This is a genomic window from Pseudomonas sp. HPB0071, from assembly GCF_000478505.2.
Taxonomy (GTDB): Bacteria; Pseudomonadota; Gammaproteobacteria; order Pseudomonadales; family Pseudomonadaceae; genus Chryseomonas; species Chryseomonas luteola.
Genome location: NZ_KI517368.1, coordinates 268,497 through 283,044, shown reverse-complemented (window position 1 = coordinate 283,044; position 14,548 = coordinate 268,497). Strand labels below are relative to the sequence as shown.

Genomic DNA, 14,548 nt, shown 5'->3' with positions numbered 1-14,548 from the left:
TTGCGATAATTAAAATAGAGTGGTTGCAATCTGTCGCCTGTGTTGGACTTAAGGCATGAGTTCACGGTCATAACCCCCTGTATGGATAGAAGCCGGACGTTTACGGACGAATGGCATAAAGCTATCGCGGGGGCGGTCGATAACCTGACGCAATCCTATCTTCTATTTGTACCGCCAAGTGGTGACTTCGCTAGCAATACCTCCGGCTCAATGCGCCGCTGTTGCTGCTGACTACGAGCTTGCCGTCTGATGAGAGTAATTGGCTCATGAGTGATTTATACACCAGCGACTTGATGGCCGAGGCTGAGCGAATCGCCGTTCTCAAAGCGCTTGGAATACTCGATACCGAGGCCGAAGCTGTATTCGATCAGGTGACGCAGCTGCTCTCTGATGCGCTTGATCTGCCCATTACGCTTGTTTCGCTGGTAGATGCGGAGCGGCTATGGTTCAAATCCAAACTAGGCGTTTCCATTAACGAAATGCCTCGCGAGAGGGCCTTTTGCTCCTATGCCATCCAGCGACGCGGCCCGCTCGTTGTAAACAATGCGCTGGAAGATCCTCGCTTTTCCCACAATCCCCTGGTCATCGGAGAGCCTTATATTCGGTTCTATGCAGGCGTTCCGGTCAACAGTATCGACGGTCATCCACTGGGTACGCTCTGCGCGATTGATACCTATCCGCGAGTCTTGACGGACCAGCAGCTGGAGACCCTTGAGGCCCTGGCCGGAGTCATCAGTCGAGAAATTCAGCGGCGTGAATCGGCTGTTCAGACCTGGCAGCAACTACAGCAGTCCACTGCCCAGCTCAAGGCCAGCGAGGCCAGGTTTCGCACGATCTTCGAGCGGGCAGGCGTGGGGATCTCGCTATTGACGCCGACAGGGCAGTGGCTTGATATCAACGAGACGTTTTGCGCCATGCTGGGATTTCAACGTGATGAAGTGCTGAGCATGAATTTTGCCGAGCTCAGTCATGCTGATGACATGGCTCAAGACCTTGAGCTGCTGAATCAGTTGCGTAACGGAGAAATCGACCGGTACGAAATCGAGAAGCGTTACCGGCACAAGAACGGAGAGCACCGTTGGGTACGGTTGACGTGTACCCGGCATGTCAATGATCAGGGTGAGCTGGATTATTACGTCCGTGTTGGACAGGATATTCAAGCCCGCAAAGAGGCTGAGTTGTCACTGGCGGCACTGCACCATGATCTGGAGCAGCGTATCAATGTCCGAACCCAGGATCTTCAGCAGGCCAATGAGCGACTGACCGAAACACTCGAACAGAAGGAGCAGTCCGAGCAGGCCCTTCGCAAGCGTGAAGCCGAGCTGAGTGCAGTGCTTGAGAATAGCAGTGATGCCTATGTCAGCATGAACGAAGCCGGCCGTATCGTAGACTGGAACCGCAAGGCGGAGGCACTGTTCGGCTGGAGCCGTGAGGATGCCGTCGGGCAGCCGGTAGACCGGCTCATCATGACCTCATCCATCGGTGATCACTACCAGGCCGGTCTTAGCCGTTATCTTTCTGGGGAAATGGACCTGGGCGAGGGGGCTGCACTTGAAATCATGGTGCACCACCGTAACGGCGCACGTATCCCTGTAGAGCTCAAGGTGACAGCTGTTGATGCTCTAGACCATAAGCTTTACAGCGCTTTTCTGCATGACATCTCTGAACGCCGAGCCGAGCAGGAGCGCCGGGAACGCGAAGCGCTGGAGGACAGCCTGACGGGGCTACCAAACCGGCGTGCCTTGTACAAACGATTGAAAAGTCAGCTTGGCGCCAAGCCTACGCTGGCCAATCCCCTCTTACTGCTCTGCATGGACCTTGATAATTTCAAGCCGGTAAACGACACGCTAGGTCACGCGGCCGGTGATCGGGTTCTTATGGAAATCGCGCATCGATTAAAGAGCAGTCTGGGACGTGAAACATTCGTTGCACGCATGGGAGGAGACGAGTTTGTTATCCTCCTGCGAGGAGTGACCGGACGCTCCGCTATCGAGCAGCTCTGTGAAAGAATTCTGGCCGCTATTATCGAGCCCGTGCAGATTGGTGATCAGGAAGTCATCATTGGCAGCAGTATCGGTATCGTGTGTGCGCCACAGGATGGTCAGCGGACCGATGAACTGCTCAGGCTTGGCGATATCGCCTTGTATGAAGCCAAGGCTGCCGGCCGGAACACCTGGCAATTCTATTCCGAGGAGATGAATACCCGTATTCTGGCCCGGCGCCAAATAGAAAGTGATCTGAAGCTGGCCTTGCAACGGGACGAGTTGCGCCTGGAGTTCCAGCCCCGCTTCGACACAGCGCAAAAACGAATGTTAGGGGCAGAGGCTCTGGTGCGCTGGGAACATCCCATTCGGGGCTACCTGGGGCCTTACCACTTCATTACCGTTGCGGAGGAGACTGGCCTGATTGTCTCCTTGAGTGACTGGGTGATGCGCAAAGCCTGCCTTGAGGCATTGGAGTGGGCGCCGGATACATTTGTCTCGGTGAATCTTTCACCCCTGGAGTTCAAGCGCAGTGATGTAGTTGCCCGGGTCATGGCTGTTCTGAAGGAAACAGGGCTGCCGCCTCATCAGCTTGAGCTGGAAATCACCGAAGGCGTCGTCTTGGATAACGCCAATTCGGCGCGCGAAGTCATGCACCGGCTTAAGGCCCTGGGCGTTCGTTTGGCCATGGACGACTTTGGAACCGGCTATTCATCGCTGAGCTATCTGCATACCTATCCTTTCGATGGAATCAAGATCGACCGCAGCTTTATCGCCGGGTTGGATACCTCCTCCAATGGGGAGGCGGTCATCGAGGCCATTATCGGATTGGGTCGTGCATTGTCATTGACTGTCACGGCTGAGGGGGTGGAAACCCAACGGCAGATGGACGTACTGGCCCGGTTGAAGTGTAACCAGGCGCAGGGTTACTACCTTGCTCGTCCGATGCGAATCGAGGCGCTGAAGGCCCTGATGGATTCTCTGCTTTAGGGAGAGAAGGGCACCGTATAGTGCCCTTTGGTCTCAGCGTGCCGGTTGAATGATACCGGAGCATTCGCCAAATCCGATCGAGGCATAACCTTCACGGTGGCAACGGGCCCGCAGGATAACCTCGTCACCATCCTCCAGGAACGTGCGGGTTTCACCGTTGGGTAGCGTTAGCGGCTGCTTGCCTCCTACGGTTGTTTCCAGCAGGCTTCCATAGCTGTCCGGTTGCTCCCCTGAAAGCGTACCGGAACCGAAAAGATCCCCCGGCTGCAAGCTACATCCATTCACAGTATGGTGAGTAACAAGTTGCGACAGGGTCCAGTACATGTTCAGGCTATTGCTCAAGGCCACGCGTTGAGCCGGTAGGTTCTGCTCACGCATGGCTGCTGTACGCAGTAATACTTCCAGCTCAATGTTCAGCGCGCCCGTTTCCTGGTCGGTTGGATCAAGCAGATAGGAGAGCGGCTGAGGATCACCAGCTGGCCGGGGCGGTTGCGCGCAGCGGAACGGATCCAGGGCTTCGGCGGTAACCACCCAAGGGGAAACCGTCGTAGCAAAACTTTTGGACAGGAACGGGCCCAGCGGTTGGTATTCCCACGCTTGGATATCACGAGCCGACCAGTCATTGAGCAGGCATAGCCCGGCAATATGGTTCTTGGCATTGCCAATTGAGATGGCCTCGCCCCGAGCATTGCCTCGGCCTATCCAGACGCCGAGTTCCAACTCGTAGTCCAGGCGCTTGCAGGGACCGAACACCGGCTCGCTCTGCCCTGGTGGAAGTGTTTGTCCTTTCGGCCTTATGACCGGCGCTCCGGATACGTCAATGGTGGATGCCCGCCCGTGATAGCCGATGGGAACATATTTGTAATTGGGAAGCAGTGGATTATCCGGACGAAACAGTTTGCCCACGTTCGTGGCGTGATGGATTCCTACATAAAAATCGGTGTAGTCACCGACCTTGGCTGGCATATGCAACTGGCAGCTTTTCATTGGGCGCAATAACGTATCGCCCAGCGCGTGCATGCGCGTGCGGTGCAGGCTCGATTCGTCCAGTAATGCCAGTAGCTCTTCGCGTAAAGCACGGCGCTCGGTTGCATCCAACGCGAAAAAGGCGTTTAGCGTGGTACCTGCTGCGTATTCGGCGGCACACTGCGCCGTGCTGCTGAACAGACCCGCCTCGCAGGCAACACGCATGTCCAGAATATAGTCCCCAATCGCGACACCGCCCCTGGGCGTCTCGCCAGGAGGGCTGAACACGCCGTGGGGCAGATTCTGCAAGGGAAAATCGATATGGCTGTTGGCAGAGGCTACCCAACTCAGACGTGGATTTTCGGTTCTCATAGAGGGTCCTCCCGGTGAAACGTCTTGCCCAACCCTGACCAGCACGCGTCATAGTCAGCCTGTAAGGTTGCGGTTTCCAGAGCATGGCGGGTGGGTCTTAATACCGGCCCGGTCTCAAACATGAAGGCCATGGTGTTATCGATTTTGTGTGGTTTCAGCTCGGCGTTAATCGCCTGGTTCGTCGATACATGATCCGGCCCATGAGCACTCATGCAGCTGTGCAAGGAGGCTCCGCCCGGTGAGAAGCCGTCGGCCTTTGCATCATAGGCACCCTGGATAAGTCCCATGAATTCATTCATCAGGTTGCGATGGAACCAAGGTGGCCGGAAGGTGTTTTCGGCCACCATCCAGCGTGGCGGGAAAATCACGAAATCGATATTTGCCATTCCGTGAGTGCTGCTCGGTGAGGTCAGGACTGTAAAAATGGACGGATCGGGGTGATCAAAACTGACGGTACCGATGGTATTGAAGCGGCGTAGATCATACTTGTAGGGTACGTTGTTGCCGTGCCAGGCCACAACGTCCAGAGGTGAGTGATCCAGCGTGGTCGACCATAGTTCGCCCAGGTATTTCTGTACCAGTTCGGTTGCCTCATCACGCTCTTCGTAAGAGGCCACTGGAGCCATAAAATCGCGTGGATTGGCCAGACCATTACTGCCAATGGGTCCCAGATCCGGCAGACGAAGCGCCTGCCCATGGTTTTCACAGACATACCCGCTGGCCGCGCCATCGAGCAGTTCGACGCGAAAGCGCATGCCCCGAGGTATAACCGCAATCTCCAGCGGTCCGATCTGTAGAGTGCCCAGCTCGGTTGCCAGACGCAGTCGCCCTGCCTGGGGAACCACCAACCACTCGCCATCGGCATTGAAGAAGACTCGAGACATTGAGCTGTTGGCTGCATAGCGGTAGACGCTTACGCCCGTAGTCTGCACCGCATCGTGAGTAGCCGTCAGGCATTCCAGCCCGTCGATGAAATCGGTCTGGATCTGCGGCTGCGCGATTGGATTCCAGCGCAGGCGATTGGGTGTTACTTCACCGAGGCCGCCATGCGCCAGCTGCCGGTCAAGGCGCTTGTATTTTGAATGGTTAGCCGACGGGCGAATCCGGTAGAGCCAGGTACGCCGGGCTTCCGTGCGCGGAACGGTAAAGGCAGTTCCTGATAACAGTTCGGTATAAAGACCGTACGGGACCTTTTGAGGTGAGTTCTGCCCAACCGGCAGTGCGCCCGGAAGCGCTTCGCTGGCAAATTCGTTTCCAAAGCCGGACTGATAGGGAAGGGTATCCAGGCCCTGTGCATGTACATTCATGGCTTGATTCTCATTCTGGGCATGTCCGACAGAGCAGCCGGCGTACCGGCCGCCCGTGACCTTACTCGGTGGCTAGCACGCCACGGCGGATCTGGTCGCGCTCGATCGATTCGAACAGTGCCTTGAAGTTGCCCTCGCCAAAACCACTGTCACCCTTGCGCTGGATAAATTCGAAGAACACCGGACCCAGCAGGGTCTCGGAGAAGATCTGCAGCAGCAGGCGACGCTCACCCCCTTCGGAAGTGCCATCCAGCAGGATGCCCCGTGAGCGAAGCTCTCCAGTTGGCTCGCCATGGTTGGGCACGCGGCCTTCAAGCATCTCGTAGTAGGTCTCTGGTGGTGCTGTCATGAAGCGGGTGCCGCAGGCCTTTAGCGCATCCCAGGTCTTGATGAGATCATCGGTAAGAAAGGCAACATGCTGGATACCTTCGCCGTTGAACTGCATGAGAAACTCCTCGATCTGACCCGCCCCCTTGGAAGACTCTTCGTTCAGCGGAATCCGTACCATGCCGTCTGGCGCAGTCATGGCCTTGGAGGTCAGACCGGTGTATTCACCCTTGATGTCGAAGTAACGAATCTCGCGGAAGTTGAACAGCTTCTCGTAGAAGTCTGCCCAATAGGCCATACGGCCCCGATACACGTTATGGGTCAGGTGGTCGATGATCTTTAAACCAGCCCCGACCGGCTTGCGATCAACACCGTCGAGGAAAACGAAGTCGATGTCATAGATTGAACTGCCCTCCTCGAAACGATCGATCAGGTACAGCGGTGCGCCACCGATGCCCTTGATGGCTGGCAAGCGAAGCTCCATCGGACCGGTAGGAATGTCTACGGCTTGAGCGCCGATTTCCAGTGCCTTGTAGTAAGCTTGGTGAGCATCACGCACACGAAAGGCCATACCGCACACGGAAGGGCCATGTTCAGCAGCAAAATAGGCCGCATGGCTCTTGGGTTCACGGTTGACAATGGCATTGATATCACCCTGACGATACAGCGCAACGTCCTTGGAACGGTGGTTGGCTACGTGGGTAAAACCAATACTTTCCAGTACAGGCTCGATGACGTTAGGGGTCGGGGAGGCGAATTCAATGAACTCGAAACCCATGAGGCCCATGGGGTTTTCAAATAGATCGGCCATGACAGGCTCCTGCATAAACAAATGGATTAGGTAAGGAAAATCAGTACCCAGACCATGGCGGCGCGCAGGAGAGGCCACGGGTGCTGCGAGCCAGGTGGTCGCCCATCAGAAGCTTGAAGCCAAAGGATTTCATAGCGGTCGATCCGCCTGAGCGTCGGGGTGAGCCTGCTGGAACGCCGGATGTTCTAACGCCAGGCGTTCAATCCGGGCAATTCGAGGCAACGATTCCAGCGACACGTTGAAACGGTGCGCAGCATAAAGCTGTGGCAGCAGATATACATCGGCAAGGCCTACTTCACCAAAGCAGAAGCCTTTATCGCCTATCAACGCCTCTACAGCGCTAAGTCCCTCACTGATCCAATGCGCAATCCAGGCGGATACGTCTGCCTCGGCAATGTTCAACTGGCGCAGGCGGTTCAGTACCGACACGTTATGCAGGGGATGGATATCGCAGCCAATAATGGCCGCTACGCTCCGATGTCGGGCGCGTGCGAGTATGTCTTCTGGCAGCAGAGGCGTTTCGGGGTAGCGCTCTTCCAGGTATTCCAGGATAGCGGGCGATTGAGGAATCAGTGTGTCTTCATCCGTGCGCAGCAGCGGGACACGACCTTGTGGATTGAGCGCAAGGTAGTCCGATCGTCGATGTTCACCGCCATCCTTGATGAGGTTTACCGGTATCGCCTCGTAAGGTAGCCCCTTGAGCGCCAGGGCAATGCGCACGCGATAGGACGAAGTAGAACGGTAATAGGTAAAGAGATCCATGACTTACACCGCTTTTATTAGCGACTCTCGTGAGTCTTTTATAATGCGTAAATCAGTTACGTTTAGTGGAATGTGCGCCAAGAGCTTGTAGCTTGTCAAGCCAGGCAGACATTCATGATTAAAGGGTTGCCTTGTACACCAAGGATTCTGTAAGCGTTGCTTGCTTGTAAATTGAATCCTGAAGGCGGTCACGCTATAACACCGCCTCCCCACAGTAGCGGTTGTAGACATGGCAAGCGAATCGAAGGCTCCTGAGTCGTCCCGACGCCAAAAGGTTCAGTCGGCTGAAGTCGGCACCGATATTCTCAAGGGTCTGGCTGATCTGGCGCCAGCGACGTCGTTATCCAAACTCGCAGAGCATCTTGAGATGCCCGCCAGCAAGGTGCACCGCTACTTGCAGGCACTGATTGCCAGTGGGTTTGCCGAGCAGGACGAGGCTACCAATCATTATGGTCTCGGCCCGGCGGCGTTGTATGTTGGCATGGCAGCCCTGGGACGTCTGGATGTCGTGAAAGTGAGTGTTCCAAGGCTGGCCACACTGCGTGATGCAGTCAATGAAACATGCTTTCTAGCGGTGTGGGGCAACCACGGTCCGGCAGTGGTGCATGTGGAGCAGGCCGTCCGTGCAGTAACGTTGGTAACCCAGGTGGGATCCGTACTTCCATTGCTGAGTTCTTCTACGGGGCTGGTCTTTAATGCGTTCCTGCCGGATAGCGAAACGGCTCCGTTAAGAAAGCAGGCGCTACGTCAGGCGGGCGCACCCACTCAAAAAGTGCTGACTGACACTATGGCGTCTATCCGTGCTCATCGACTGCACTCGATTCATGGCCTGCTCATGGAGGGAGTCAATGCGCTTTCGGCACCGGTGTTTGCCGCGGGGAATCGGCTTGTAGGTGTATTGACCATCGTAGGGGCGGCACAAAGCTTTTCTGCCGAGCCCGGTAGTTTGGCTGCACAAAGGTTGCTTGAAACCGCCGAGGCGATCAGCCAACGAATGGGCGGATCCTTCGCCTAAATACACCAGATAAGCGTTAGAAGAACGTTGGCCAGCAGCGTGGAGCCAGGCGCGTCACAGCCGCTTATCAGGTTTGGTTTGATAGAGAGGAAAGGGGCAATGGGCTTATGCATATGCCTCTTTTGTAGGTGCTATTTTCTATCTAGCTGATTTTATTGAAAAAATAGCTTTACAACTTCAGGAATATCCCTATACTGGCACCCACAGCGCGCTCGTAGCTCAGCTGGATAGAGTACTCGGCTACGAACCGAGCGGTCAGAGGTTCGAATCCTCTCGAGCGCGCCATCTCCTAAAAGGGCTTGTAGAAATACAAGCCCTTCTTTCATGCCTGCAAGAAAGGCTTTCGCTTGAGTTGAATTCCCTCCTGCCTGCCTGCTTGCTCGTGAATCGACTTGCGCTCAAGGTAAAATTCATGGGTTGCTCATATAATTACAGTTCTCTACTTCATCAATCTTGGAAAAGCCTGGCTTAATAAAAACGTCCGCTCATTTAATAAATAACAATGCGATTTATACATGCCTTGTGCATTGAAATTATTGTTACTCTTAAGTCAATTGTTATCTGACGGGTATTAAGCACCTGTTAAATACTGGATTCAGAGCGGCTAAAGATGATTGGATTATCAGTCGGGATGACCGTGTTTGATTGTTTCAGTCTGTTGATGAAATGGCATATTAATGCTTAATCATAACTGATAGCTGTTGTTGTTAGTTAATAAAGTTAACGCCACTGCTGCTCTGAATTATCGTTATTTTAGCCGATTGACCAATTTAGCGCTGACATTAGAAATAAGTATGTTGGATAATATGGGTTCATTTGAGTGATGCTCTTGCATCCCTTGGTGCAGCAGGAGCCATATGGCCAGCTCCTGTGCTTAAAGCCAGGTTTGATCAGGTTTCTACGCTGCAGCAAGGAGCCCGTCAGCGGGCAGACCTGAGCTCATTATTCCAACAGCTGGCGATGAGTTGAATAACGACGTCTGGATAAAATATGAAGACGGTATTAATTCCTTTTTGAAGAAATATAGATAAAGAATTAATATTATGGCAACTAGCTATATTCAAGCCGCCTTTGTGCAACAGTAAGGCAAATAAAAAAGATTGCTAAAGTGCTAATTAAATCCTTTCGTCGGGCTGAATGGTAATAGACTTACCGACAGCTACGCTTGTACTACCAGTATTCACTGGAAAGCTAAAGAGCAAACGGAAAGCTTGTTGTTTCGTTTGGTCGCCGACCTCTCTATAAAGAGGGGTCGATCTAACTGGGCATGCTTATAAGGAATTCGATATGCGTCGTTTCAACATGCTTGCGGCCATTTCCATGGCCTTTATCTCTGCCTCTGCTGTTGCTCAAATGCATGTATCGGAAATTAACCAAGCTGGTGATGGCAATACGGCAGAGCTGGTTCAAACCGGTACGTCCCACCAGGCGCAGCAAACTCAGTTGGGTAACAACAGCTATCAGCGTATCGAACAGGATGGGACCGGCCATTCCGCCACGATCTATCAGGACGAAACCACCGATGAGGCTCATGCAACTGTTTTGCAGAGCGGCGATAATCAAACGGCTCAGATTTATCAACGAGGCGATACGTACGTTACCCTCAACCAGTCAGGCAGTTCCAATCAGTTTACTTTTGATGGCTCAGCGGTATATGGCGGTTATGTAGAAAGTACCCAAGAAGGTACAGGCAACGTGCACACGATTGTTCGCTCCGGTGATTATTGGGCTGCGATCTATACTACTTCCATAGGTAACGCCAACACTATTACGGTTGACCAAGATACCGGCGGTCTCGCTAGAGGATTCTCGGCAACCCAAACAGGTGACAATAACGCTGTTACCGCAACGCAGCGTGATACGGAGTCCATAGCCAATATCCAGCAGCTGGGAAATGGCAACAGTGCAGCACTCGAGCAGTATGGTACTAGTCCGAAAGATCTTGGAGTGGGGGCTGTATTAACAACCTTGACTCAAGAGGGAGATGGCAATACGGCCAATGTTATCCAAACACTTAATGCGTATGCAGATCTTAACCAAACGGGTAACAACAACGCGGTCAACGTAGACCAGAGCGGGCTAGCCAGCATGTCGTTTGGATCTGCTGCGGCCAGGCTTACAACTAATCAACTCGGCGATAATAATATTCTGAATGTAGACCAGACTGCTCGCGGTGGAGACAACCAAATCACTGCTACACAAGATGGCAATGGAAACACCATGGATCTGGTGCAAGCCGGCGTTGAGAATAGCTCCCTGGATGTATCGCAGATAGGCGATAACAACTACATGAGCCTCACACAACGTCAGACCATCAATGACAACTTCCAGCTAACCCAGCAAGGCTCAGGCCTGTCTGTTACGTTGGAGCGCACCGGGCAGGGTAATCAGGCAACCTTAATGCAGACCGGGCTGAGCAATACAGCTACGTTGACCCAACACTGATCAGGAAGGGTTCAAGCATTTGCTCTCTGCCAGCATTGCTGGGTTGAAAAGGCCTGGCAGTGCTGGCCTGTAGGCTTTCTTTATTATATGCAGGCCGACGACAGTCAGGCAGGGGGATGGGCTGTCATTAAGCTATCATGATCGGCTGATATAAGCGGGGCAGTCTTTATTGCCATGGTTGTCGTCGTTCCGTGAACATGCCATTAAGTGTCCTGCGCTTTTTCAAGTCTTCTGCATCCCTTCCACTTCTGCGCCGTATGGGCATTAGGAATCGCCTGATTGTCTGCTTTGGGGTTACGGCCGCGCTGTTCGTAGGGTTGGGCAGCTTCTGTCTTATACAGATGCACGAGATTCGCCAGCAGGGCGAGATGATCGAAAGCGGAGCGCTTGCCAACATTGCTTTGGCAGATGCCATTGCAATTGATCTGGGCAAACTACGCACAGAATCCCAGCGATTTCTGACCACTACGGAAGATCCATCGGTATTGATCAATGGGAAGATTGCTGTCGAGCAGCTAACGGGACAACTTGAGCAGAACTTCCAACTCTATTCGCAGCAGGCTTCGGATGCTACCCAGCGCGACTCGATCAGGGCGCTTCAGGACGCCTACCAAATTTTTCTTTCGGGTCTGCGAGATGAGATGGGGCTGATTGAACAGGGCAGGGCCCAGGATGCGCATATGCTCTCTGATACGACCTTGAGCATGCAGGGCGATCTGATGGATATGCAGGTGCAGTTGTTGAGAGAGTTGAATAAGCAGAGTGCTGCCCAATCCATCACCTCGGCACAGGCGCATTATCAACAGACGCGCTTGATTGCCCTTGTCACTATTGGGACAGTGCTGGCACTCATGATGATCTTGGCCTGGCGGCTAAGTGTCAGCATACTGGTGCCCTTGCGACAGGCTGTGGCGATCACCGAGATCATTGCTGAGGGAGATCTGAGTCAGTCTATTCAGTCGCAAGGTAAAGACGAGGCGGCTCGGCTGTTACAGGCACTGGCGCGCATGCAGAGTAACCTACACGAGACGCTGTCACATATCGAGTCAGCGTCTTCACAGCTTACTACTGCCGCGCATGAGATGAGTGCTGTCATGGAAAGCAGCGCTTGTCATCTGCAACAGCAAAACCATGAGGTAAGCCAGGCCGTTGAGGCTATGGCGCAAATGAGCCAGGCTGTAGAAGAGGTTGCGCTTAGCGCTGCCAATACCTCACAGAATTCGCTTGCCTCCAGCGAGGCCGCCATATTGGGCAAACGCGAGCTTACCGACACCATTGCCTCCATCAAGCAATTGGCAGGCAGTGTATTAGGGGCTTCCGAGCAGGCGGCCGGGCTGGCTGAAAAGACGCAGAGCGTTACCCGAATACTGGATGTCATTCGATCTGTTTCGGAACAGACCAACCTGCTTGCCTTGAACGCGGCCATTGAGGCTGCACGCGCCGGTGAGCAGGGCAGAGGCTTTGCTGTGGTAGCCGATGAGGTGCGTGCCCTGGCACTACGTACGCGAGCCTCCACTAATGAAATCGAGGCGTTGGTCCATGACGTGAATCAAGGTACTCAACAGAACGTTTCCAGTCTTCAATCCTCTGCAGAGCACGCCTGTCATACCTTGCAGCAGGCGGAAGCGACTGACCAGGCACTGCTCGAGATTACTACTGCCAGCGAGGCTATTCGTGAGCAGAATAGAACCATTGCAGCAGGCGCTAATGAGCAGGTTCAGATTGCGCATATTGTCGATAGCGCCCTGGCCAGTATTCGAACGTTGTCTACCCAGACGGCGACAGGTGCAATGCAAACCAGTCGCTCCAGTATAGAGTTGCTTGCATTGGCCTCGGAGCTTAACCGGACGGTCCAGCGGTTTCGTCTGTAAGGAAATTAGTTAGCTAATCAATAAATTGTTACGGTTAGGAAGAAACTCAACGAGTAATCGGTATTCCAAGCGGATGACGTTTTAGCTGATAAGTTGAGTTATCCATGTTGAAGTATCTATCCGTTGCCGTAATGACTGCCCTTCTACTTCCCTTGGCGGGCTGTGACAAACCTTCCGAGCAGAAGGCGCAGGACGCTGCCCAGCATACGCAGAATGCCCAGGAACATCAGGAAAAAGCGGCAGCAGCTGAGAATCCTACCGAGCGACAGACACATACCAACGCTGCGCAGGAGCAAAAGCAGGAAGCGGTTGAAGATCAGCAGAAGGCAGATGCGGCGTTGTCTAATGAGTCAGCGGTAGGCTCGACACATCCAGACCGTACCCAGGCACAATAATCATCCTGGCAGGGCGCCCATCGCAGCCCTGCCGACCGTGTCATCGTCGATTAAACGATGGGGGTATAACCGCTGGGGCTATCTGGCCATGGCGTTAGCACTTCAAACCCGCTCTCTGTCACGACGACCATATGCTCCCATTGTGCCGAGAGCGAACGATCCTTGGTAATGACCGTCCAGCCATCACCGAGTGTTTTGGTCTGATGCTTGCCGGCATTGAGCATAGGCTCGATGGTAAACATCATTCCTGTGCGCAGCTTCATCCCTTCGCCACGGTTGCCAAAGTGCAGCACCTGAGGCTCGTCGTGATAAACCTTACCGATCCCGTGCCCGCAGTATTCACGAACGACACTAAAGCCGTCACGGTGCGCGACGGTTTGGATCGCATGACCGATGTCTCCCAACGTTGCGCCGGGCTTGACCTCTTGAATGCCCGCACACATGGCTTCGTAAGTCGTTTCCACTAGGCGGCGTGCCTGAGCAGAGGGTTCCCCTACAAAGTACATGCGACTGGTATCGCCGTACCAGCCATCCTTGATGACCGCTACATCGATATTGACGATATCGCCATCCTTCAGCGTCTCAGAAGAAGGAATACCGTGGCAGATCACCTGATTGACTGAGGTGCAGACCGTTTTCGGAAATCCGTGATAACCAATATTGGCCGGAACGGCTTTTTGTACGTTTACGATATAGTCATGACACAAGCGGTCTAGTTCTTCGGTCGTTACGCCAGGTTTCACATGCTCGGCAATCATCGCTAGCACATCGGCTGCCAGCTTGCCTGCCTTGCGCGCCATGGCAATTTCTTCAGGTGTCTTTATCGAAACCGCTTTTCTCATCGTCCGGCTCCCGCCTGTTTAATCGTTGCTTGGACGTGTGGGGCATCTTCCATCGCGCTCAGGCAGTTCAGGTCAAAACCGCCTTGTTGCTCCAGACTGATCAGCAGCTTGCAGATATCCCGATGGTTCAGCTCAGGATAGAGTTCCGCCAGCATGCCTACTCGTAGCCAGTGCTCCGCCTGAGCATTGATGGAGCGGCAAAGTGCATTACTGGCGATACGCAGGTTTTCATGCATACCTTCCGAGACTTTGACAATACCCATCCATTCACCCTATATGAAATGTATATGATCCATATACTAACGTGTATGACTACGTAGGAAATTGGACGTTCCATGGGATTAATGGAGAATGGCTGTGTCTTTTTTAAATTAAATGGTTATAAGCAAGATCATATTTATATAAGCGAGCTCTTTATAAGTCGTTATGCTGCGTGCCGGTTTTTGCAGAACATGTGTCTTTA

General features: G+C 53.6%; 11 protein-coding genes, 1 tRNA gene and 1 pseudogene. 7 read left to right on the top strand and 6 right to left on the bottom strand.

Translation table 11 applies throughout. The features are described 5' to 3' along the window. The first annotated feature begins 266 nt into the window (after positions 1-266). The gene (locus HMPREF1487_RS20880) at positions 267-2,972 is read left to right on the top strand and encodes a bifunctional diguanylate cyclase/phosphodiesterase (protein WP_010798724.1); all 2,706 of its coding nucleotides are present in this window, start codon (positions 267-269) and stop codon (positions 2,970-2,972) included. Positions 2,973-3,005: 33 nt separating this feature from the next. Here HMPREF1487_RS20880 and fahA read toward each other — a convergent pair whose 3' ends face one another. From fahA to maiA, 4 genes are all read right to left on the bottom strand, one after another. After that, positions 3,006-4,310 (bottom strand): fumarylacetoacetase, encoded by a 1,305-nt coding sequence (gene fahA, locus HMPREF1487_RS20875; RefSeq protein ID WP_010798723.1) that lies wholly within the window; start codon positions 4,308-4,310, stop codon positions 3,006-3,008. Further along, positions 4,307-5,617, bottom strand: a complete 1,311-nt coding sequence (gene hmgA, locus HMPREF1487_RS20870) for a homogentisate 1,2-dioxygenase (protein ID WP_010798722.1) — start codon at positions 5,615-5,617, stop codon at positions 4,307-4,309. The genes fahA and hmgA overlap by 4 nt, the downstream gene beginning before the upstream one ends. A gap of 61 nt (positions 5,618-5,678) precedes the next feature. Further along, positions 5,679-6,755, bottom strand: a complete 1,077-nt coding sequence (hppD, locus tag HMPREF1487_RS20865) for a 4-hydroxyphenylpyruvate dioxygenase (protein ID WP_010798721.1) — start codon at positions 6,753-6,755, stop codon at positions 5,679-5,681. 129 nt (positions 6,756-6,884) lie between these two features. Next, on the bottom strand, positions 6,885-7,517 hold the full coding sequence (maiA, locus tag HMPREF1487_RS20860; RefSeq protein WP_010798720.1) for a maleylacetoacetate isomerase: 633 nt from the start codon (positions 7,515-7,517) through the stop codon (positions 6,885-6,887). Positions 7,518-7,746: 229 nt separating this feature from the next. Here maiA and HMPREF1487_RS20855 point away from each other — a divergent pair, with 229 nt between their 5' ends. The 6 genes and pseudogenes from HMPREF1487_RS20855 (at position 7,747) to HMPREF1487_RS20835 (ending at position 13,243) form a co-directional block, all read left to right on the top strand. Beyond that, the gene (locus HMPREF1487_RS20855; RefSeq protein ID WP_010798719.1) at positions 7,747-8,532 is read left to right on the top strand and encodes an IclR family transcriptional regulator; all 786 of its coding nucleotides are present in this window, start codon (positions 7,747-7,749) and stop codon (positions 8,530-8,532) included. Positions 8,533-8,740: 208 nt separating this feature from the next. Further along, positions 8,741-8,817: transfer RNA gene (locus HMPREF1487_RS20850), tRNA-Arg, on the top strand. A gap of 1,002 nt (positions 8,818-9,819) precedes the next feature. Continuing rightward, entirely contained in the window at positions 9,820-10,977 is a 1,158-nt protein-coding gene (locus tag HMPREF1487_RS28050) for a hypothetical protein (RefSeq protein WP_010798718.1), read from the top strand. Between the two features lie 197 nt (positions 10,978-11,174). Next, positions 11,175-11,993, top strand: a pseudogene (locus tag HMPREF1487_RS28505) (MCP four helix bundle domain-containing protein); the annotation flags it as partial. Continuing rightward, positions 11,985-12,848, top strand: a complete 864-nt coding sequence (locus tag HMPREF1487_RS28500) for a methyl-accepting chemotaxis protein (RefSeq protein ID WP_371106400.1) — start codon at positions 11,985-11,987, stop codon at positions 12,846-12,848. The pseudogene HMPREF1487_RS28505 and the gene HMPREF1487_RS28500, both read left to right, overlap by 9 nt. Positions 12,849-12,952: 104 nt before the next feature. Continuing rightward, complete coding sequence (locus HMPREF1487_RS20835; RefSeq protein ID WP_010798716.1) at positions 12,953-13,243, top strand: hypothetical protein; 291 nt, start codon at positions 12,953-12,955, stop codon at positions 13,241-13,243. Positions 13,244-13,293: 50 nt separating this feature from the next. Here HMPREF1487_RS20835 and map read toward each other — a convergent pair whose 3' ends face one another. Together map and HMPREF1487_RS20825 are read right to left on the bottom strand one after the other, a co-directional pair. Further along, a complete protein-coding gene (gene map / locus HMPREF1487_RS20830; protein ID WP_010798715.1) occupies positions 13,294-14,085 on the bottom strand; it encodes a type I methionyl aminopeptidase in 792 nt (263 codons plus the stop codon). Next, the gene (locus tag HMPREF1487_RS20825) at positions 14,082-14,348 is read right to left on the bottom strand and encodes a ParD-like family protein (RefSeq protein ID WP_010798714.1); all 267 of its coding nucleotides are present in this window, start codon (positions 14,346-14,348) and stop codon (positions 14,082-14,084) included. Before HMPREF1487_RS20825 ends, map begins: the two co-directional genes overlap by 4 nt. Positions 14,349-14,548: the final 200 nt, after the last annotated feature.

Bases quoted from the DNA above. Each gene is read 5' to 3' on its own strand.
- HMPREF1487_RS20880 (WP_010798724.1), top strand. From the start codon at position 267: ATGAGTGATTTATACACCAGCGACTTGATGGCCGAGGCTGAGCGAATC.
- fahA (WP_010798723.1), bottom strand. From the start codon at position 4,310: ATGAGAACCGAAAATCCACGTCTGAGTTGGGTAGCCTCTGCCAACAGC.
- hmgA (WP_010798722.1), bottom strand. From the start codon at position 5,617: ATGAATGTACATGCACAGGGCCTGGATACCCTTCCCTATCAGTCCGGC.
- hppD (WP_010798721.1), bottom strand. From the start codon at position 6,755: ATGGCCGATCTATTTGAAAACCCCATGGGCCTCATGGGTTTCGAGTTC.
- maiA (WP_010798720.1), bottom strand. From the start codon at position 7,517: ATGGATCTCTTTACCTATTACCGTTCTACTTCGTCCTATCGCGTGCGC.
- HMPREF1487_RS20855 (WP_010798719.1), top strand. From the start codon at position 7,747: ATGGCAAGCGAATCGAAGGCTCCTGAGTCGTCCCGACGCCAAAAGGTT.
- HMPREF1487_RS28050 (WP_010798718.1), top strand. From the start codon at position 9,820: ATGCGTCGTTTCAACATGCTTGCGGCCATTTCCATGGCCTTTATCTCT.
- HMPREF1487_RS28500 (WP_371106400.1), top strand. From the start codon at position 11,985: ATGCAGAGTAACCTACACGAGACGCTGTCACATATCGAGTCAGCGTCT.
- HMPREF1487_RS20835 (WP_010798716.1), top strand. From the start codon at position 12,953: ATGTTGAAGTATCTATCCGTTGCCGTAATGACTGCCCTTCTACTTCCC.
- map (WP_010798715.1), bottom strand. From the start codon at position 14,085: ATGAGAAAAGCGGTTTCGATAAAGACACCTGAAGAAATTGCCATGGCG.
- HMPREF1487_RS20825 (WP_010798714.1), bottom strand. From the start codon at position 14,348: ATGGGTATTGTCAAAGTCTCGGAAGGTATGCATGAAAACCTGCGTATC.